We start from the raw sequence: 20,410 nt of genomic DNA on the forward strand, positions 1-20,410 counted from the left end.
CCAGATTTAGTTATAGGTTCTTAGCGTAGACTTCTCTATGAACGATTATTTTCACTGACTAAATTGGCTTATGCCATAGTTGCTAGAGATAGAGGGTTTATGCGAGTTTTGATACTCTGGGCTAACGAAAAACACCCGAACTTGGGCGTTGCAGCCTTAGGACAGGGGCTAGAAAGTCTAGCTAAACGCACTTATGGAGAAGACACTGACGTGAGGTTTCACGGTACCGGAGCAGCCGATCTTGCATATAACGATGGTCCAGTCAATATCTCACGAGTAAAACTTCTCATCAAAGAGACACTGAATCCCAAGAGCGAGTTCTCCCAATGGATTAAAAAGTTTGATGTTGTAATCGATGCTCGAGGCGGCGACAGCTTCACTGACATCTACGGTCTCAAGCGCCAAATTAAAACTAGTGCTATCAGTTGGGTTACACCGCTCCTTGGGATACCTACAGTGCTCGGTCCTCAAACTATTGGTCCCTTCACTTCGCTTCCCAGTAAACTGGCAGGTATTCTCACCCTCAAAATGGCACGCCAGGTATATGCACGAGATAGCATTAGCTATTCATTTGCCCAGAAGCTGTTCCGTAAGGATGTTCGACAGGCAACTGACGTGGTTTTCGCCCTGCCTTATGAGAAACTGCCCAAAAAATACGATGTACTGCTCAACGTTTCTGGGTTGCTGTGGGATGAGAACCCACATGTAGATCATCTCAAGTACCGCAGGATGATTCACGAGACAATCCAGGGACTTCTTGACCAGGGGCGCTCAGTTACTCTGTTGCCTCACGTACTGGCAGATAAACCTGAACTTCGCAACGATAACGACCTTTACCCGTTGGCAGAGGTACGCGAGAGCTTCCCACAGCTAGAGATAGTAGTACCCGAAGACCTAATGGATGCGCGTGCTTGCATTGGTAGCGCAAACCTTGTGATTGCTGCTCGTATGCACGCTTGTCTCAACGCGCTGTCTATGGGAACTCCTGCCATCGCGATGGCGTACTCACGCAAATTCGCGCCCTTGCTCGACCAAATTGGGTGGAAGCATACCGTTGATCTTCGCGAAAAGTCATCATCAGCCCAAGATATTCTGTCTAAATCTCAGTACAAAAACCTGGCTGATGAGGCTTTGCGTGTAAGAGTTCAAGCAGACGAACGAATTGCCCAAGTTGTTGAGGGCTTGAAGAGTCTGGTTCAGTAGTGGCCTCGCTTGGTCACTCCGGAGCTCGTGGCGCTATTGTCGGCGTCAGTGGTCAGGTCGCTAAGCTTGGTATCAACCTGGTCTCGCTGGTAGTCTTAGCTCGGTTTCTCAGCCCCCGTGACTACGGTTTGGTTGCTATGGTCATGGCAATTATTGGCGTCGCGGAGCTCATTAAGGATATGGGCTTATCAACAGCCAGTGTGCAAGCAAAGACCCTCAGCAAACAACAACAGAGTAACCTGTGGTGGGTCAATACTGCTTTGGGTCTTCTTTGCACACTTGTTGCCGTTGCGCTAGCACCGGTTCTTAGCTGGTTGTATCAGGAACCCACAGTTATTCAGATTACCCTCGTCATGTCATCGATTTTTCTCATCTCGGGTGCCGCAACTCAGTACCGTACAGACTTGATTAGAAAACTGCAAATGGGGAGAATCGCGTCCATCGACCTTACAGCCGGAATTATCAGCTTAGCGGTAGCGTTCGTTTTAGCGGTTAATGGGGCAGGCTTCTGGGCTCTTATCTCCCAACAACTCATTTCAAATATTTTTACCCTCATTTTCTTGGGGCTATGGGCGGGCTGGTTACCCAAAAAGTACGACCGCTCAGTGAGCGTGAAGCCTTTTTTTAGCTTTGGTATTCCGGTCTTTGGCTCTAGCATACTAACGTATGCGGCTGGCAATCTTGATGCTGTTTTGGTGGGACGTTTTTTTGGTACCGGCGAGTTAGGTTTTTACAACCGAGGTATGCAGCTCATCAGGCTACCCATGAACCAAATTCGTGGGCCTCTGGGCAGTGTTGCTCTCAGCACTCTTTCAAAAGTCCAAGATGATGACGATCGATTCAGAAACCTCGTTACTAAAGCGCAGTCTGTATTCCTGTACCCTGTAACGCTCATTGGCTTTTTGATTGCGATTACCGCCGATGAGTTAATTCCTCTACTGTTGGGGGAAAAATGGCTGGCTATAATTCCCTTTGTTGTGATTTTCGCTGTGGGAGACGCCATTTCAAATCTTTCATCAGCAGGTAGCTGGATTTACCTATCCAAAGGGAAAAGTGGCGCGCTCTTCAAATACACGATCCTCTCAGCAGTCGTGCGTATAGTACTTTTCGTCATCATGCTACCGTGGGGATTACACGCAGTTGCATCCGTATACGCTATTGCACCATTATTCCTCTGGCCGCTTTCGCTTTTCATCTGTGCAAAGGCAACCGGATTCAACACTATGCCGTTGTATCTGAACTCCCTGAGGATCCTCCTAGTTGCCGCGTCCTCAGCACTTTTTGCGTGGAGTACGGTTAATCTCTTGCATCTAAACAACACCATTGCTTTGCTAGTTCTTCACACGGTAATATATGCCCTCGCATTGGGTCTTCTTACACTGATTCCCCGCGTCCGGAAAGACTACCTAGAACTTATTAATACTTTCAAGGGTATTATCAAGCGTTAGCCTGTACTAGGTATTAAATAAATGACCGGCTATTCTCACAATAAATAGTGAGAATAGCCGGTCATTAGTTTACCGATGCTTTAGTTCGCTCGCCCATCAAACAGGCTTGTCACTGAGCCTTCGTCGAAGACTTCCTTGATAGCACGTGCAATTAGGGGTGCGATGGAGAGAACGGTGAGGTTCTCGAACTTCTGGTCTTCGCGCAGGGGCAAGGTGTTAGTAACTACGACCTCGCTGGCACCGCAGTTGCCCAGACGCTCGGCAGCAGGAGCTGAAAATACCGCGTGGGTCGCAGCGATAATCACGTCTTTAGCACCGCGTTCCTTCAGCACGTTCACAGCGCCGGAGATGGTGCCTCCTGTGTCAATCATGTCGTCAATCAGAACGCAGACGCGTCCTTCAACATCGCCCACCACGGTCTTAGAAACAGCTTGGTTGGGAACGTTCACGTCACGAGTCTTGTGAACGAACGCTAGAGGTGCACCGCCCAGAAGCTCAGCCCACTGCTCGGCCACACGCACGCGACCGGTATCAGGTGACACAACGGTCACGTTATCGGTATCAACCTTCGACGCGATGTGATCAGCCAAAAGAGGAATAGCCATCAGGTGGTCGACAGGACCGTCGAAGAACCCCTGAATCTGCGCTGTATGCAAATCAACGCTCATGAGGCGGTCAGCACCAGCAGTCTTGTACAGATCAGCAATCAGACGAGCCGAGATAGGCTCGCGACCCTTGTGCTTCTTGTCCTGACGCGCGTAGGGGTAGAACGGCGAAACAACGGTGATTGAACGAGCCGACGCGCGCTTGAGCGAGTCAGTCATAAGCAGCTGTTCCATAATTGCGTCATTAATGGGCGCGGAGTGGGACTGAATGACGAAGGCATCTTTGCCTCGCGTTGACTCTTCAAAGCGAACGTAGTTCTCGCCATTAGCGAAAGTGTAAGCGGACGAAGGTAGAACTTCGTTGCCGAGTTCCGCGGCAATCTGCTCGGCGAGTTCGGGGTGGGCGCGACCCGAAAGTAGCACCATCTTTTTTTCGCCGGGATTCGTAATCTCAGTCATTACTGGTTATCGCTTTCATCTGATGAAGGTGACTGGTCCTGAGCTGCAAGAGCTGCCTCAGCGGCTTGGGTGCCAGCACGTTTTTCAATAACCCAGCGCTCAATGTTGCGCTGAGGAGCTTCATTAATTGCAAGCGCGCCTGCGGGCACGTCTTTGCGGATCACAGTACCGGCACCAGAGTAGGCACCGTCACCGATGGTCACGGGGGCAACGTACATATTGTCTGATCCCATACGCACGTTATTGCCAACCGTCGAGCGGTGCTTATTCACACCATCATAATTCACGAAAACTGAGGCTGCACCAATATTGGAGTTTTCACCAATGGTGACGTCGCCAGCGTATGAGAGGTGGGGAAGTTTAGAACCGGCACCGATTTCAGCGTTCTTGGTCTCAACAAAGGTACCGATTTTGCCCTTGGTGCCCAGCTTAGTTCCCGGACGCAGGTAGGCAAAGGGACCGACGGTGGCGTTATCAGCAATTTCAGAGTCGGTGCCCTCAGTGCGAGAAATCTTTACGTTTTCGCCAACCGTGACGTTCTTAAGGGTGGTGTCAGGACCAATAATAGAACCGGTACCAATGTGGGTGTTACCCTGCAGGTGAGTGCCGGGAAGAATGGTGACATCGTTCTCGATGGTCACGGTCACGTCAATCCAAGTGCTCTCAGGATCAACGATAGTCACGCCGCCAACCATATGCGAAACGGCAACGCGGTCGTTGAGCTTGCGTCCTAGCTGGGCAAGCTGCACGCGGTCATTAGCGCCTTCAACTTCCCAACGATCTTCAATATCAAGAGCCGAGGTGCGGAAGCCGTCTTCGCGGGCAATTGCCAGTACATCGGTAATGTACTTTTCGCCCTGAGCATTGTCGGTAGTAACGCGGGTGAGCGAATCGCGCAGAACTTTAGCATCAAAAGCGTAAATGCCCGAGTTGATCTCGGTAATCGCCAGCTGTTCCTCAGTAGCGTCTTTGGCTTCAACGATTGCAGTTACCTCGCCAGCCTCGTTGCGAACAATACGACCGTATGAACCGGGCTGGTCAATGTGAGTTGTCAAAACAGTGACCGCGTTCTTGCCCTCTTCGTGGAAAGCGATTAGCTTACGCAAAGTTTCAGTCTTCAGCAGGGGCACGTCACCGTAAGTCACAACGACGGTTCCCTCAATGTCTGAGCCCAAGGCATCCAGACCCAGTAAACCAATTTCAACGGCGCGTCCGGTACCGGGGATTTCATCCTGATCAACGATGGTAACGTCCGCATCAAAAGCAGTTACGTGCGCAGCAACCTTGTCGCGCTGGTGGCGAACTACCACAGCTAAGCTCTTAGGCTCCAGTTCGCGAGCAACAGCCACCGCGTGCTCGACCATGGAACGCCCACCAATAGGGTGCATCACCTTGGGGGTTGAAGATTTCATGCGAGTTCCAGCTCCAGCAGCTAGAACAATAACAGCGGATGGAACAGTTGCTGTGATACTCACAGATAGAACTCCTCGTTCTAAAGGGAAACTCCCCTACCCCGAAAAATATCGGAAAAAGTAAGGGGTTGAACGCTCCGCCACAAGGACTCGAACCTTGAATAACGGCTCCAAAGGCCGCTGTGTTGCCAATTACACCATGGCGGAATGTTACCGACCGATATCATCTTCTGATCGTGAACACCGAACAATCCTATCAAAGACTTCTACATTTACGGCAATCTTGAGGCGCAGTGTCTAGCAACTTTGCCCACACCTAGCAAACGGCTACCTAAGAACCTAGTACCCTTGAAGAGTGGCACATTTACTTGGCGGCGAAGCGCTGCACCTAGAATTCCCTACCCGTACTGTCTTTGAGGGCATCACCGTGGGTGTCAATAAAGGCAACCGCATCGGCATCGTTGGTCGTAACGGTGACGGTAAGTCTACCCTTCTTAAACTTTTGGGCGGACGCCTCACCCCAGATTCCGGCAAAGTAACTGTACGCGGTGGCACCCGCATTGGTTTTCTTGACCAGTCTGATATTCTCGACAACAGCCATACCGTAGGTTCTGCCATTGTGGGCGATGCCCCCGAATACGAGTGGGCTTCGAACCCGCTGATTCGTGATGTTATTTCTGGTCTGGTTTCTGACCTTGACTGGAACGCTTCCGTCGTTTCCCTCTCAGGTGGTCAGCGTCGTCGTGTAGCACTGGCGTCCCTGCTTGCCGGTGACTGGGATGTACTGATGCTTGATGAGCCAACCAACCACCTCGACGTTGAGGCAATTACCTGGTTAGCGCAGCACCTGAAAAACCGCTGGAACAAGAACGCTGGTGGTCTGCTAACGGTTACTCACGACCGCTGGTTTCTCGACGAAATTTGTACTGATACGTGGGAGGTCCACGACGGCATTGTAGAACCTTTTGAAGGCGGTTATGCTGCCTATATTCTGCAGCGCGTAGAACGCGACCGCCAGGCAGCAGCTTCAGAAGCAAAACGCCAGAACCTTATGCGCAAAGAACTTGCGTGGCTACGCCACGGTGCTCCCGCCCGCACGTCCAAACCCAAGTTCCGTATTGATGCCGCTAATGAGCTGATCTCAGACGTCCCCCCGGTGCGTAATAAGGTCGAGCTGTCACAGATGGCAGTATCTCGACTGGGCAAGGATGTTGTCGATATCGAGAACGTTGATGTTTCTTTTGAGGACCCCACCCAGCCCGGCGGCACCCGTAATGTGCTGAAGAAAGTTACCTGGCGCATTGCTCCCGGTGAACGCACCGGAATTATGGGTGTCAACGGCGCGGGTAAGTCTACTCTACTAGGTCTCGTCACGAAAGCAGTTACCCCGTCAAGCGGACGCGTCAAGCACGGCAAAACAGTTGTTGTTGCTACCTTGACTCAGCAGTTAGATGAGCTTAAGGAGGTAGAGAACGACCGCGTTTCAGACGTTATTGGACGAAAGAAAACCTCGTATGTAGCTGGTGGTAAGGAGATGACTCCCGGGCAGCTCCTTGAGCGTCTAGGGTTTACCTCTGCCCAGCTTTCCACCCCGGTGAAGGACCTCTCGGGCGGTCAGAAGCGCCGTTTGCAGCTTCTGCTGATTCTTCTGGATGAGCCCAACGTTTTGATTCTCGATGAGCCTTCCAACGATCTTGATACAGATATGTTGGCAGCTATGGAGGATTTACTCGACACTTGGCCCGGCACCCTGCTGGTTGTCTCCCACGACCGCTACCTCATGGAACGCGTTACTGACCAGCAGTACGCCCTGATTGACGGTACGTTCAGACATCTGCCCGGTGGTGTGGATCAATACCTTGAGCTTTCCTCCACTGGTTCAGCAGGACGCGACGCCGGAGTTATTGGCTCAGCATCCCCCCTTGAGAAGTCAGTCAACAGCTCTGATGAGCCTAAAGCATCCGGTGCGGAGGTACGTGCCGCCCAAAAAGAAATCAACCAGATTGACCGCAAACTGACTAAGCTGGCTAATGAGAAAGAAAAGCTGCATCTGAAAATGGCTGAACATGACCAGTCGGACTACGCCGGTCTCGCTGAGCTCAGTTCTTCTATCCAAGCAATCGACAATCAGGTCGAAGAACTGGAAATGCGATGGATGGAACTCTCGGAGATTATCTAAAGCAATGTGCTATCAATAATGAATAATTACCGACCTCGTTCTCTATAGCACTTTGGTGGGCATACACTGTCAGTGTATGCCCACCATTTTTATCGTGATACTAAGGTTACAGGCTGTGCTGAGTCTAGGCTTTTGAGGCATCCAGGGTAAGAGCCATCGTATAGCTATGAGGATTCTGGTTTTTCCCTGCACATTTATTCGTACGAGCATCACCTGTGATAACCGCTAACGTCGGGCCTGAGCCCGACACGAAGGCATGTGCGCCCGCTCCCTGCTGTTGGTTCAGGACGTCCGCTAAGGCAGGTTGTAAGGTAACCGCCGGTGCCTGCAAATCGTTGCGGATATGTGAAGTGGTAGCCTCTAAATCCCTGCTAGGTGAAGGATCTATGAGCGCATAAATAAGAGCCTGAGGAACTTCCAACTCACCCGGCGCTGGGTACCTGCCCTCAGCGCGTCCTGCGTCCAATTCAGCGAAAACCGCTGGTGTAGATAATCCTTGAGTGCTCAGAATCATCGTCAGGTGCAGGGGCTGCGTATCTGCTGGAACATCAAGAGGCGTCAGCTCCGTTCCTGTGCCATAGCCGATAGCGAGCCCACCCATCAGACAAAACGGCACGTCAGCACCCAGCTCAGCGCCCAAGTCACGTAGCTCATCGTCAGTAAGAGCCTTAGACGCCCAGCCCGCCTCAACAACACAACGATTAGTAGCTTTCAGGGCAGCGGCGGCATCCGCAGACCCACCAGCCATGCCACCAGCTACCGGCACGTTCTTGACGATATGGATGCTAAGCCCTTTCTCCCCGAGTTCAATGCCCTGAGCATCGAGAACAGCTTGCACAGCTTTCACCGCAAGGTTTCTAGCATCAAGGGGAATAGACGAGCGGTCAAAATCCCCTGCACGTTCCATCTGGGCTAGAACAGATTCCTCGGGAATCTCCACGCTCACACTAAAACCTGGCTCATCGCTGACAGCAACCGTTACCTCTTCATAGAGGGAGACAGCTGCATACAACGAAGCGACAGGATGATAACCGTTAGGCTGAACATCCCCCACCGCGAAGTAGAGATTTACCTTGCCAGGGGCACACGCCGTTGCTGAGGCAGCACTCATGCCTGCTCCATAAAGTGATCCCGGTATGCTTCAGCGATTTTTATAAATCCGAAAATATCGAGCTTCTCACCGCGAAGCGACGAGTCAATACCGGCAGCATCTAAAACCTCACCAGCGCGAGCAGAGCTACCTGCCCACGGACCAAGGGCAGCGCGAAGGGTTTTGCGACGCTGAGCAAAAGCTGCATCGATAATATCGAAGACCAGCTGGCGCGAAACATCAGACAGAAGTTCAGGACGGCGTTTGAAAGCCACAAGACCCGACTTGATCTTGGGTGCGGGCCAAAAAACGTTAGTGCCGATAACACCGGCCTTAGAAACCTCGCAGAACCAGTTAGCTTTCACGCTAGGAACACCGTAAATCTTTGAACCCGGCTGAGCAGCAAGACGGTCAGCAACCTCGTCCTGAACCATCACCAGGGCGTGCTCAATGCTTGGGAACTGCCCCAGTAAGTGAATCAACACCGGTACCGCGACGTTATAGGGCAGATTAGCAACCAAAGCGGTGGGGATCTTGGGTAGCTCCATCACCTTCATAGCGTCGTTAAGCACCACATCAATCCGCTCCTCAGCACCGGGGCGGAACTTAGCAACCGTTAGCGGCAGTTGCTCAGCCAGCGGAGGATCAATCTCAACCGCAACCATGTCGTGAGCAGCGTCCAAAATACCCAGGGTAAGAGAGCCAAGGCCAGGACCCACCTCTAACACCGTCTCATCCGGGTCAATGCGCGCCGCTGCAATAATGCGGCGAATAGTATTGGGGTCAATAACGAAGTTCTGCCCCAGGGTTTTAGTCGGTCGAATGCCCAGCACAGCGGCGAGTTCGCGAATTTCTTGCGGGCCGAGAAGTTGATTTTCCATTGCCTTCTATTCTAGACAGGTTTTTAAACTCGCACCGCCGCATTCGTCTACCTCAAGCTATATGTGCGCCATATACGTAGACTAAGCTACCTCTCAAAGAAGCCCAACCACGGCAATAGTACGTCCAAGCCGTCCTCGACTTCTTCCACAGCAGTGCGAGCCGCTTGCACACCCAACCGATAGGGATCAGCAATATCATCGCTACTACGCACCGGAATATCCATCTGTTGCAGGTAAGAGATAGCCTCAACTCTGCGTCCTGCTTCTGCCCTGACGCGCTGAATTTGTTTCAGCAAAACTACCCGGTGATGCAGGTGCGGCCACTCACGAATAATCCACTTACGGTGGCTATGATCCATAGCAACAATAAGAGCGGCGCTCTCGGCAATCTCACGGGTGAGCTGCTTAGCCTTATATCCTGAAATATCAATACCACGATCAAGCAACTCATGGTCAATGTCAGGTGCAACACCCGAGCCGACCACCGCACCAATACCTGCGCTATCGAAAACCCAGCCCTCGTTCCAGCTACGGTGCTGAGAAATAAGCTGAGCAGAGGCACTCCGCGCGATATTTCCGGTACACACATACAAGATAGTGTTCAGCTCATCTGCAGGAGGCCAACCCGCCGCAGCCGGTGATTCCCTGCGCTTTAACAGGGCAGAAACGTTAAATCTAGACACAGGTTCATGTACTTTCTCTTCGTGTGGGAACTCCCAACTTACTTACGTTAGCAAATAAACCCACGAGGAACCTGCCCTGTGCCACCCCAACGTTCAGTGACATTTTACTGCCAGGTGCCGTATACAGCCTGCGTATTCTCATGAATCTTCGCGCACAGTGCAGCAAGGTCATCACCGCGATGCTGCGCCATAAACCGCACGGTGTAGTTCACCATGTACGACGCGTTAGGACGCCCACGGTAAGGATGCGGCGTCAAGAAAGGAGCGTCGGTCTCAGCCAAAATCAAATCTTCGCGGGCAATCTTTAAAGATTCCTGAATGCCGTGGGAGTTCTTAAAGGTGACGGTGCCCGCGAAACTCATGTACCAGCCGTTATCGTTACACCTCTCAGCTAACGAGGCATCCCCTGAATAGCAGTGGAAAACGACCTTCTCAGGTGCACCTTCGTCCAGCAAAATACGAACCACATCGTCGTGGGCATCGCGGTCGTGGATTTGTAAGGCTTTGCCGTACTTTTTAGCGATGCGAATATGCTCACGGAAGCTGCGTTCTTGGGCATCAATGCCGTCAGCGCGTGTTCTAAAGAAGTCTAGACCTGTCTCCCCCACCGCGCGGACGCGAGGGTGGGCAGCGAGCGCATCGATTGCGGCAAGGGCTTTTTCGAGCTGCCCGGTGGCTTCTAGTTTCGGGGCTTCATTAGGGTGCAGAGCAACAGCTGCTAGGACGCGTGGTTCTGAGGAGGCGACCTTGACGGCATATATGCTAGAAGGCACATCGCACCCCACCTGCACTACCGATTCGATTCCGAGCGCGGCGCCTGTGTCGAGGGCGTCTTTAACGGAGATCGCCACCTCGCCGTCGAGTAGGTCCATGTGCGTGTGGTTATCGATGATGGGGTGAGGTAGAGGTTCCGGTGCAGGTGGAAAGACCAGGTTACGCTTTCGCCCACCGTCGCCGTCAGTGGAACGGCGGCGGGTGCCCTCACCGCTTTCTTCGTCGGTCACGTTGTAGTGTTCAGCCTCATAAGCCGGTGGTGTAGCCCCTTCTTCGGGAGTTACTGGTTCTGTAAAAATGCTACTGTGGATTTCCCGGTCGCTGGGCAGAGCAAGGTCAAAGGTTGCAGCCAGTTGTTCTAACTGTTCTTCGGTGTAGCATGGGTTTTCGGGGGTACACATCTGTTTGTTCCTCAGTTTTCGTGGGGTGTTTTGCTGTTACCGTGCAGCCAGGGTCGCTTCGTATAAATCACGTTTGCTCGCACCGGTTTCTGCGGCAATTTGAGCGGTGGCAGCTTTTAACCGCATTCCTTCGTTGACGAGGGCGAGGACGCGCTCGGTCAGATCCGCGGCGTCCTGCACCTTGGGTTCTGGTGCGCCTTCTATGACCAGGGCAATCTCGCCGCGGATGCGTTCGCTGTCATCTGCCCAGGCTACGAGTTCAGCGAGGGTGCCTCGGATGATTTCTTCGTGCAGTTTTGTGAGCTCCCGGCAAATGACCGCACGGCGCTGTAGCCCGAAAGTGTCAGCGAAGTCTTTGAGGGTCGCGGAGAGGCGGTGCGGGGATTCGTAAAAGACCATGGTTCGCTCTTCCCTCGCTAGAGACGCCAAACGGCGGGTACGGTCTGATCCCTTGCGTGCGAGAAAGCCTTCGAAGGTAAAGCGTCCGGTCGGCAAACCTGAGACCGCGAGCGCGCTGAGTACCGCAGATGGGCCAGGTGCTACGGTTACCGGCAAACCGGCGTCGGCTACAGCTTGTGCGGCGGCGTACCCTGGGTCTGAGACTGTGGGCATGCCGGCATCTGAGAGGAGCAGCACGGTTTGACCGTCTTGGATCGCTTCAACGATTTGAGTGCTACGACCGGCTTCGTTGTGGTCGTGGTTGACGATGGTGCGTCCGGTGATTTTTACACCCAGACCGCTGGCGAGTTTACGCAGAGTTCGGGTATCTTCGACGGCGATAATATCGGCTGAGGCAAGGTATTCTTTGAGGCGGGTAGTGGCATCGCCGAGGTTTCCGATGGGGGTTCCGCCCAGTATAAGCACGCCGTCAGTGCGTACAGGGGCGCTCGCGAGTTCCTCGTCTACCAAGGGGGCAGCAGAATCAAGAGGGGTGCGGGGGTCATTGATATCGTTGGTGTGCATGGCTGCTCTCATACGGGGTAGATTTGCGCTGTTCTTCTCATCGATTCTAACGGCTTGATACCATGAGCAGGTGATAGATACTGCCCGTACTGCGCCCCTACCGCGCGTTTTGACCGTCAAACATGCTTTTACTGAGCTCACGTTGCGCGCCCGTTTAGGCGTTGCAGAGGTAACGATGCCGCGTTATGGGTGGTTAGCCCCGACGCTGGTGGTTGTGTTGGCTGCGGTGCTGCGGTTGTGGAATTTGGGGCTTCCTCACGCGATTGTTTTTGATGAGACCTATTACGCTAAAGATGCCTATTCGCTGTTGCATTTTGGCAACGAGCGGTCATGGGCTGATGAGCCCAATGATGCCTTTTTAGCAGGGGATGCCGCCAGTGTGGTGGGCACTGATCCGGCGTATGTGGTACACCCACCGGTGGGCAAGTGGATGATTGCCGCGGGCATGGCTGTCTTTGGTGATGATAACCCTGTGGGGTGGCGTGTGGCAGCAGCGCTGGTGGGCATTCTTTCAGTGGCTCTTGTTGCAGTGGCTGGGTGGATGCTTTTTCGTTCGCTGACTGTTGCCACAATTGCGGCTTTTTTGTTGGCGATTGACGGTCACCATCTGGTGCAGTCTCGCTTTGCGCTACTTGATATTTTCTTGATGTTTTGGCTGTTGGCTACCTTCGTGTGTTTATTGGCTGATAGGACGCGGTCGCGGCGGTTATTAGCCCGTAGGGTAGCTGAGCATGCTGCAGCTCATGGAGGTCTGCCGCATGATTCGTTCATGCGCTACGGACCGATGGTAGGGGTACGCTGGTGGCGTCTAGCTGCCGGTTTCACTGCGGGTATGGCAGTGGGCGTGAAGTGGAATGCCCTGTTTTTTATTGCTGTTTTTGGCGTCATGACGGTGCTCTGGGATCTCAATGCCCGCCGTATTGTGGGTGTGCGCCGCTGGTTAGTTGCCGGTGTGTTCAAAGATGGCGTTCTGGCTTTTACCTACATGATCGTACTGGGTGCTGGCTGGTACTTACTAACCTGGGGCGGCTGGTTCGCGTCAGATGATGGTTACAACAGACGTTGGGCGGCGGAGCACCCCGGCGAAGGTGTGCAGTGGCTACCGGCGGCATTGCGTTCTTTGTGGGAATACCACCGGAGTGCCTACGAATTTCACCAGGGTTTGGATTCCGATCACACCTACGAATCTCCTGCGTGGAAATGGCTGATTCTTGCACGCCCCACCTCTTACTATTATGAATCTCTTACTCAGGGTGTTGATGGTTGTGCCGTTGAGAAGTGTTCTGCCGCAGTGCTGAATATAGGTAACCCGCTGATTTGGTGGTCGTTTATTGCAGCCATCCTTGTTGCTTTAGTAGTGGTTTTGATTCGTAGAGACTGGCGTTTTATTGCCCTCTTAGCAGTATTTTTGGTGGGTTATCTTCCCTGGTTTATGTACCCGGAACGCACCATGTTCTTCTTCTATGCTCTTTCTTTTGAGCCGTATCTGGTGCTACTTCTGGCAGGGGTGCTGGGGCTTGTGCTAGGACGCAGCACCTCTAGCGTGCGTAGACGCCGCATCGGCGTGGTGCTCGTCGGTGCTTACCTGGTCTTTGCTACCCTCTTGACCCTCTACTTCCTGCCCATTTGGAGTGCCCAGGTTATTCCCTACGAGCACTGGCGCTGGCGCATGTGGTTTGATTCGTGGATCTAATTTAAGCTTTCTTCCTCCTACTAAAAATGCTCCCGCTTGTGTCATAGCTGACCAAGCAGGAGCATTTTTTAGAAAGCACTTACAGCACTGAGGACGAAAGTTTACGACGCAGCTCTAGACGGTCCGCAGCAACTTTTTCTTCGCGAGCTTTGCGTAGTTTGGTGGGCCAGGTGAGCATCATAATTAGCAGCGTAATAGCCAGGGTAATCAGCGCAACTGCGATACCCGCGTCCACCCAAAACTGCGGCGGGTAGAGACGAATCAGAGTATCGGATGCGTGAAACTGCCAGTTGCCCTGCGGAAAGAAAACGTGGTGAAAGTTTTCAAAGAAACGTTCCCAACCCACAAAAGCTAAAGTACCCAGCGCCGCCATGAGTGCAAGGGTTGCCCAGCTGCCAGCAAAGAGACTGCGACGCACAGCTCCAGCGGCACGCTCTTTGAGGGTGCGGGAGCTCATCCACGCCACAAGCCCAAGAATCATTGCAAGCGTCATTGTTATAAGCATGACGACCTTTACATCTGTCATATGCTCAACTTCAGAGGGCAAGAACCAGGTGACGTTTTTTTCGTTGCGTAGAGCGCCCAGGTAGCTCGCCGGGGCGAAGTTCAAGATGTAGTCCAGTCCGTAGGAACCCAACCGCATACGTTCTTCAGTGTTCATACCGTAGGTATCGGCAGGAAATCCCGGTCGATGGTATGCAAACCACAAGAAGGCGCTGCTGGCGACCACGCGCACCGCAAGAGCTAGGGTCAGCACGGGTACTGCCATCCCCATCAGAAACTGGCGCAACTTCAACCATCGGGGGCGGTCTTCAACAGCCAGTTCTCGGGCGGACGCGCGTTCTTCAGCTTCCGTTGCAGCCACAGCGGCAACCGGCGCAGACTGCTCGGTCTCATCAGCCGCAGAGTTCAGGGTGGGCGCAGAACCCTCACCGGCTACAGCTACCGACTCGTCGAGGAGTTCTCGTACCTCAGGTAGAGGCATAGAATCTACCGGTGTCTCGGATACCCCGGTAACAGGCGCGTTCCGCGTCGCGGGGGATCCCATAGAAATAGCAGTAGGCTCCGAGCTGTCAAGCCCAGATTCCACTCTGCGGGCACGAAGCAGACGGTCTGCTGTTGCTCGCTGGGCAACAGCCTCGTCGTTATCATCAATCGCCGGTGTTAGATCATCCCAGTCACGCTCGGCACCCGCTAAGGGTTCCAGCGGTTCTTTCTCAGCCATGAAAGCCTTTCTGTGGTCTCTATACAAAGAAAAAATCCTCTCACACTCTACCGCACCGCCTTCTGAGTCAGCGGTGAGGGAGTAGGTGAGAGGATTATCTTAAAGTTGTCGCGCGAAGGCTTCGGATGTTACCAGTTACCCCTGTAGTTCTCATCAGCGTATGAATCAAAGGGAATGTTCCAGTCGCCGTAGCCGTTATCAGGATCAGCCATGAGGTAACCGGTATTCACGGTTTCAACAACATCGCCCACATCAAAGGTATCGAAGAAGAACTTAGCATCGGCAGGCAGCATACCAATGCAACCGTGTGAGACATTGTAGTAACCCACGGAGCCCCATGCGCTCGGTAGCGCCTGGTGTACAAAAACACCCGAGTCTGTCAGACGTGAAGTCCAGGACGCAGTAAAGGGCTCATACCAGTGCGCATTGCTACGATCCAAGCCTAAGGTGGTGGGATCAAACTTGTAGGTGGGTGCCTGTTCCTGAATAACAAGCTGACCAACAACAGAGGGCCACTCTGCGTTGCCCAAAGTAATAGGAGCGGTATGCACTAACTCATCGTTCACGTACATCTTCATGGTCTTAGTGTTGTTATCAGCCAGCGCATAACGCTTCTCGCTGGTTTTAAAGTTCACCGCCGTATTGGAATTACCAATCATGCCGTTGCCCAAGTCAACGCCCAAAATATTAACCTTTACGGCAACATCGGTGTTAGCAGGCAGGTAGTCCTTAGTGCGAACGCGAGCCATGTAATCCGAGTACCAGCGCACACGAGGCTCAGTAACACCGTTGCCGGTGACCTCAATGAGCTTCTCCACCGCGTCCTTATTAATCACAGGTTCAGAGAAGTTAATCTGAATAATCTGACCAACACCGTAGACGGCTCCCTCTTTGAGGTTCGTCATAGCATTAGCCTCGTTAACAGCTGAGACCGTAGTGAAGACGCTAGAGCCCTTACCTTTGCCGCCCTCAGCATCTTCTGCCTCCCACTTCAAGGTGTACTCGGTATCAAAAGCCAAGTCCTCAGTAGAAGTCCAGGTGGTCTTATCTTCGCTTAACTCACCGGCAATATTTGCTTTACCAGCCATCAACTTAACCGAGGTAAAAGTAGCATCAGTGGCAGTAGCGACCACGGGGTTAACCGCTAGCACCGGGTTGAACTCCACCGCGTCTTTTTCGGGGGTAACAGCAACACTACCGACGAACTTCTGAGTGGGCGAAGCTGAGGGAGTAGACGAAGCGGCCGCAGAGGCTGAGGCGCTAGAACCGGTACTCTCGGATTCAGCAGTGGAACAAGCAGCAAGCCCAAAAACAGAAGCTGCACCAACAGCGGTAAAGCTCAGAGCTTGGCGTCGTGAAGTTACGCTATCGCGAGGGAAAAAAGCCACGTAGATGAGTCCTTTACGATTTGGCTAAAAATAACATTCTTTCAAGACTATCAGCAAACGGAGCAATAAAAAATGCGTATCCGTGTGAGATACGCATTTCATCTTCAAGGATAATTTTGATATTTCAAAAGTTTATGAACGAAGCTTAAGATACCTGCCCTTTAGACGCTGCGAAGCGGTGGGTAGTTACCATCGTTCTGCGCAACGGGTGCGGAAGCGTCCGAGCCTGACATCGGCAATCGAACAACCTGCCAGCCTTGGGGCGCGGTCAAACGGTCAGCATGAAACTCGCACAGATCGTAGGCGTGGGGTTCGCGATGGGTAGAAAGTACACCGATCACCGCAGTTGAGTCTGCGTAGGCGTAGGTGAGGGTGAAAATAGCTTCGCGAGTACAGGTCTGACGCGAGCAGAGACGTTGCTGAACCATAAAAACGGTCTTCTTTCTTTAGATATTCTGCTTGCGAAGGCGACGACGTTCACGCTCTGACAAACCGCCCCAAATACCGAAACGCTCATCATTTTCCATGGCGTAATCCAAGCATGCCTGACGTACAGGGCATTCGCTACATACGCGCTTAGCATCGCGAGTTGAGCCACCCTTTTCAGGGAAAAAAGCCTCGGGATCGGTCTGAGCACAGAGAGCATCTGCCTGCCATGCCAGCTCACCATCATCACCGTCGGTACTGTACAGACCGGCAGCCGCCTCCCACAAAGACAGCGCATCGGGATCGTTGGAGAAGAGATCTACGTTTTTAGCAACGGGTGCTTTTTGCTGTTTCTGGGCAGCTTCACGTGCCTCAGCCGCAGCAAGAAAATCATTAGCCTGCAAATCAAGGTACTGAGTGTAACGCTGGCTTGCACCAGAATACCCTGGGTCACTCCCGTAGTGAGTCAACGAACCCATAGTTCTTAATAGTCCCTTCGTATTCTCGTGACATTTGCTTCCGGCTCCACTCGTTGTGGAGCAGACAAAGTGATGCCACTGATGACGACGCGTGTGGGTGTCCTAGCCTGCCAACCACTGTTTAACAGTCAGCGGGGCAGATTAGCCACATCATCATTACACGTGTGTAGTACGCGATTCGTCAAACTGAGTCAGTAAATTAACGGGTGTTGAAACAACCATATTCACATTGTCATGAGTTTTTATGATATAAGGCAAAGCGCTCATTTGCATAATAAAGGTGACCTACCCCTCCTTTATGTGGTGTGTTGGGAGGTCATGAGCTTCAATGCTTTTGCTCACCCTCCTTTTAGTTTTGTAAGTTGGTTTCATGTCTCAGCTATCTTTCGCACATTTTATGGACTCCCTTAAAATCCGCCAGACGCCAGCCCTCATCTGGTACGGCGCCCCCGGTGAGCGCATTGAGCTTTCCGGCAGGGTGCTCGATAACTGGGTATCCAAGTCTGCTAATTTTTTGTACGAAGAGTGCGATATTGAGGTCGGCGATACTATCAGTCTGCCTGCGGCTGCCCATTGGCGCAGTGTTGCCCTTTCCTTAGCCGCTTTGCGGGTGGGCGCTGTGGCGAGCGTCCGCACAGGCAATGATGAGGCGCAAGATGAACCCTACCAAGTGGCGGCAGGTTTCTCGCCCGAAGATTTCAGCTCGGTAGATGCGAACGTCTATGCCTTGGTTGAAGTAGCAGCCTTGGGCATGCGCTATATGGGCGAGATTCCCACCGACCGCGAGTACGTGGACTACACCAGTGAAGTGCGCGCCTATGCTGATCTTTACATGGGGTTCAACCAGCCAACCCCCGATACTCCCGCCTTGAGCGACAGTACCCACCGCCAACTGATGACGCGCGTCATTGACCTTAGTCAACAGATTAAAGAGCAGGTGCCAGAGGGGGTTCAAGCGCTAGAGGTCACTGGGTCACCGGCGCTAGCGGTCGCTGAAATTCTAGCCGTGATGCACGCTGGTTACGCGGTTATTATCCTCGATGACCGGTTTGATTTCACAGCAGGCGACCGCCACCTAAAAATTTACGCAGACGAACGCGCCCAGATACTGCAGCATTCATAAAACGCTCAGCACCCCTACCCACTGAACAACGGCTTTTAGAAAGACCGATAAGCAGGTAGCCTAGAGACTGTGACTTACCCTGTAACTGGACCTAAAATTGGCGTCGTTGGTGGCGGACAGCTTGCCCGCATGATGGCACCCGCCGCCACCGAGCTCGGCTTCAATCTACGCGTACTCGCTGAGACCCCCGACGTGTGTGCTGTGCCCGCAGTGAAAAATACTCCCGTAGGCGACTACAAAGATTTCGAGGCTCTGCGCGAGTTCGCCCGCGATGTTGATGTATTGACCTTTGATCACGAACATGTACCCGGTGACTTTCTGCGCGCTCTCATCGCAGAAGGCGTCAACGTGCAACCCCGCCCCGATGCTCTGATCTATGCGCAGGACAAAATCGAGATGCGCAAGGCAATTGATAAGCTGGGGCTTCCCAACCCCGTGTGGGCTGAGGTCACCACCCTTGATGCGCTTCTTGAATTTGGTGATACCACCGGCTGGCCCGTAGTGCTCAAAACTCCGCGCGGTGGCTACGACGGCAAAGGCGTCATGGTTCTCGATACCCGTGATGAAGCGCTGAACGCTGAAGTTGAAGCGTGGTTCAATGCGCTTGCAGATCGCGCTGATTTTTCTTCTCTGCTGGTTGAGCAAAAAGTACCTTTCACCCGTGAGCTTTCCGCCCTCGTTGCCCGCAGAGACTCAGGTGAAGTGCGCGCATGGCCCCTTGCTGAGTCTATTCAGGTGAACTCAGTCTGCGATGAAGTCATCGCCCCTGCACCCGACCTCTCCCAGAGCGTCGCTCAGGCAGCTGCCGACGCCGTTACCCTCATTGCCTCAGAACTTGGCGTCACCGGTGTGATGGCTGCTGAGCTTTTTGAAGTACCCGGTACCGAGCACGGCTTCTTAGTTAATGAACTTGCTATGCGCCCGCACAACTCCGGTCACTGGACCCAAGACGGCTCCGTCACCAGCCAGTTCGAGCAGCATCTACGCGCAGTTCTTAACCTGCCACTAGGTGACACCTCGGTCAAGGGCGAGGTTGCGCTTATGAAGAACTTCCTCGGCGGTAATAATAAAGACCTCTTTGGAGTTTTGGGCAAGGTTCTCTCCACGGACGCGCGCGCCAAAGTTCACCTCTACGGCAAGGGAGTACGCGCCGGCCGCAAAATCGGGCACATCAACATGACCGGCGCCGCAGCCGAACTCAACCAGATGCGCTCATCAGCCGCGTCCTGCGCCGTACTTTTCACTGACGGCGCTGCCTAAACTTTCTACCAAGATTACTAGCAAGAAGGAGAACACCGTGAGCTCCCCCTTTGAATCAACCCAACCCATCGTTGGAATCGTCATGGGCTCAGACTCAGACTGGCACGTCATGGAAGCCGCCGCCCAGGTTCTTGAAGAATTCGGCATCGCTTACGAAGCAGACGTTATCTCAGCCCACCGCATGCCCGAAGATATGGTCGCCTACGGTCGTAAAGCACACGAGCGCGGCATTCGCGTCATTATTGCTGGTGCCGGTGGTGCAGCCCACCTGCCAGGCATGCTCGCCTCGCTCACTCCCCTGCCTGTCATTGGTGTGCCCGTCAAGCTCAAGAGCCTAGACGGCATGGATTCTTTGCTCTCCATCGTGCAGATGCCCGCCGGTGTTCCCGTTGCCACTGTTTCTATTGATGGGGCACGTAACGCTGGTTTGCTCGCACTACGCATACTGGGAGCAGGAGCTGATGACTTCGCCCAGCAGGTACGCAGCGACCTCATTGACTTCGCGGCATCACTACGTCAAACCGCGATGGACAAAGGCGCAGCACTACGTTCCAAAGTCGGCGAGCGCCGCGAAGACCTCGAAGAAGATAATTCGCACATCACCACTATCGCTGATGCGGCGCACTCAGCTCGTCAGCCCCACACTGATATTCCCTCCGATGATGACTACCGAGAGCCCTACGCACCCTAAGCCCAGCACAGGGTAACAACGGAGAGT

At 53.2% G+C, this 20,410-nt stretch carries 18 protein-coding genes and 1 tRNA gene; 7 read left to right on the forward strand and 12 right to left on the reverse strand.

Annotated features, from left to right (window positions below; all coding sequences use genetic code 11):
* Nucleotides 1-99 precede the first annotated feature (99 nt).
* Together JTP09_RS05210 and JTP09_RS05215 are read left to right on the forward strand one after the other, a co-directional pair.
* A complete protein-coding gene (locus JTP09_RS05210; protein WP_204877395.1) occupies nucleotides 100-1,203 on the forward strand; it encodes a polysaccharide pyruvyl transferase family protein in 1,104 nt (367 codons plus the stop codon).
* Entirely contained in the window at nucleotides 1,203-2,651 is a 1,449-nt protein-coding gene (locus JTP09_RS05215) for a lipopolysaccharide biosynthesis protein (protein ID WP_204877396.1), read from the forward strand. Before JTP09_RS05210 ends, JTP09_RS05215 begins: the two co-directional genes overlap by 1 nt.
* An 80-nt stretch (nucleotides 2,652-2,731) precedes the next feature.
* On the opposite strand, the gene JTP09_RS05220 is transcribed toward JTP09_RS05215, so the two are convergent.
* The 3 genes from JTP09_RS05220 to JTP09_RS05230 form a co-directional block, all read right to left on the reverse strand.
* Complete coding sequence (locus JTP09_RS05220; RefSeq protein WP_204877397.1) at nucleotides 2,732-3,715, reverse strand: ribose-phosphate diphosphokinase; 984 nt, start codon at nucleotides 3,713-3,715, stop codon at nucleotides 2,732-2,734.
* Complete coding sequence (glmU, locus tag JTP09_RS05225) at nucleotides 3,715-5,190, reverse strand: bifunctional UDP-N-acetylglucosamine diphosphorylase/glucosamine-1-phosphate N-acetyltransferase GlmU (protein ID WP_370592504.1); 1,476 nt, start codon at nucleotides 5,188-5,190, stop codon at nucleotides 3,715-3,717. Before glmU ends, JTP09_RS05220 begins: the two co-directional genes overlap by 1 nt.
* Nucleotides 5,191-5,262: 72 nt before the next feature.
* Nucleotides 5,263-5,334, reverse strand: a tRNA-Gln gene (locus JTP09_RS05230).
* Between the two features lie 148 nt (nucleotides 5,335-5,482).
* Here JTP09_RS05230 and JTP09_RS05235 point away from each other — a divergent pair.
* Nucleotides 5,483-7,306, forward strand: a complete 1,824-nt coding sequence (locus tag JTP09_RS05235) for an ABC-F family ATP-binding cassette domain-containing protein (protein WP_204877398.1) — start codon at nucleotides 5,483-5,485, stop codon at nucleotides 7,304-7,306.
* A gap of 124 nt (nucleotides 7,307-7,430) precedes the next feature.
* Here JTP09_RS05235 and JTP09_RS05240 read toward each other — a convergent pair whose 3' ends face one another.
* The 5 genes from JTP09_RS05240 to rsmI all read right to left on the reverse strand — a co-directional run bounded on the left by JTP09_RS05240 (nucleotide 7,431) and on the right by rsmI (nucleotide 12,098).
* Complete coding sequence (locus JTP09_RS05240; RefSeq protein ID WP_204877399.1) at nucleotides 7,431-8,417, reverse strand: 4-diphosphocytidyl-2C-methyl-D-erythritol kinase; 987 nt, start codon at nucleotides 8,415-8,417, stop codon at nucleotides 7,431-7,433.
* Entirely contained in the window at nucleotides 8,414-9,277 is an 864-nt protein-coding gene (gene rsmA / locus JTP09_RS05245; protein ID WP_204877400.1) for a 16S rRNA (adenine(1518)-N(6)/adenine(1519)-N(6))-dimethyltransferase RsmA, read from the reverse strand. Before rsmA ends, JTP09_RS05240 begins: the two co-directional genes overlap by 4 nt.
* An 86-nt stretch (nucleotides 9,278-9,363) precedes the next feature.
* Complete coding sequence (locus JTP09_RS05250; protein WP_204877401.1) at nucleotides 9,364-9,960, reverse strand: low molecular weight phosphatase family protein; 597 nt, start codon at nucleotides 9,958-9,960, stop codon at nucleotides 9,364-9,366.
* A gap of 104 nt (nucleotides 9,961-10,064) precedes the next feature.
* Nucleotides 10,065-11,135, reverse strand: coding sequence for a TatD family hydrolase (locus JTP09_RS05255; RefSeq protein ID WP_204877402.1), 1,071 nt, complete (start codon nucleotides 11,133-11,135; stop codon nucleotides 10,065-10,067).
* A 36-nt stretch (nucleotides 11,136-11,171) separates the two neighbouring features.
* On the reverse strand, nucleotides 11,172-12,098 hold the full coding sequence (gene rsmI / locus JTP09_RS05260) for a 16S rRNA (cytidine(1402)-2'-O)-methyltransferase (protein WP_239478817.1): 927 nt from the start codon (nucleotides 12,096-12,098) through the stop codon (nucleotides 11,172-11,174).
* A 70-nt stretch (nucleotides 12,099-12,168) separates the two neighbouring features.
* Between rsmI and JTP09_RS05265 the strand changes: the two genes are divergently transcribed.
* A complete protein-coding gene (locus tag JTP09_RS05265; RefSeq protein ID WP_370592505.1) occupies nucleotides 12,169-13,791 on the forward strand; it encodes a dolichyl-phosphate-mannose--protein mannosyltransferase in 1,623 nt (540 codons plus the stop codon).
* 79 nt (nucleotides 13,792-13,870) lie between these two features.
* Here the strand turns inward: JTP09_RS05265 and JTP09_RS05270 are convergent, their stop codons facing one another.
* From JTP09_RS05270 to JTP09_RS10235, 4 genes are all read right to left on the reverse strand, one after another.
* Nucleotides 13,871-15,016 (reverse strand): TIGR01906 family membrane protein, encoded by a 1,146-nt coding sequence (locus JTP09_RS05270; RefSeq protein WP_204877404.1) that lies wholly within the window; start codon nucleotides 15,014-15,016, stop codon nucleotides 13,871-13,873.
* 128 nt (nucleotides 15,017-15,144) lie between these two features.
* Nucleotides 15,145-16,404 carry an Ig-like domain-containing protein gene (locus JTP09_RS05275; RefSeq protein ID WP_204877406.1) on the reverse strand — a complete coding sequence of 420 codons (1,260 nt, stop codon included), beginning with the start codon at nucleotides 16,402-16,404 and terminating at the stop codon, nucleotides 15,145-15,147.
* A 161-nt stretch (nucleotides 16,405-16,565) separates the two neighbouring features.
* Nucleotides 16,566-16,832 (reverse strand): DUF3499 family protein, encoded by a 267-nt coding sequence (locus JTP09_RS05280; RefSeq protein WP_204877407.1) that lies wholly within the window; start codon nucleotides 16,830-16,832, stop codon nucleotides 16,566-16,568.
* An 18-nt stretch (nucleotides 16,833-16,850) separates the two neighbouring features.
* Entirely contained in the window at nucleotides 16,851-17,309 is a 459-nt protein-coding gene (locus JTP09_RS10235; RefSeq protein ID WP_304621701.1) for a WhiB family transcriptional regulator, read from the reverse strand.
* 370 nt (nucleotides 17,310-17,679) lie between these two features.
* Here JTP09_RS10235 and JTP09_RS05290 point away from each other — a divergent pair, with 370 nt between their 5' ends.
* The 3 genes from JTP09_RS05290 (at nucleotide 17,680) to purE (ending at nucleotide 20,383) form a co-directional block, all read left to right on the forward strand.
* On the forward strand, nucleotides 17,680-18,432 hold the full coding sequence (locus JTP09_RS05290) for a TIGR03089 family protein (RefSeq protein WP_204877408.1): 753 nt from the start codon (nucleotides 17,680-17,682) through the stop codon (nucleotides 18,430-18,432).
* Nucleotides 18,433-18,501: 69 nt separating this feature from the next.
* On the forward strand, nucleotides 18,502-19,692 hold the full coding sequence (locus JTP09_RS05295) for a 5-(carboxyamino)imidazole ribonucleotide synthase (RefSeq protein ID WP_204877409.1): 1,191 nt from the start codon (nucleotides 18,502-18,504) through the stop codon (nucleotides 19,690-19,692).
* A gap of 82 nt (nucleotides 19,693-19,774) precedes the next feature.
* Nucleotides 19,775-20,383, forward strand: a complete 609-nt coding sequence (gene purE / locus JTP09_RS05300) for a 5-(carboxyamino)imidazole ribonucleotide mutase (RefSeq protein WP_204877523.1) — start codon at nucleotides 19,775-19,777, stop codon at nucleotides 20,381-20,383.
* Nucleotides 20,384-20,410 lie beyond the last annotated feature (27 nt).

It is taken from the genome of Rothia sp. ZJ1223 (genome assembly GCF_016900985.1).
Lineage (GTDB): Bacteria > Actinomycetota > Actinomycetes > Actinomycetales > Micrococcaceae > Rothia.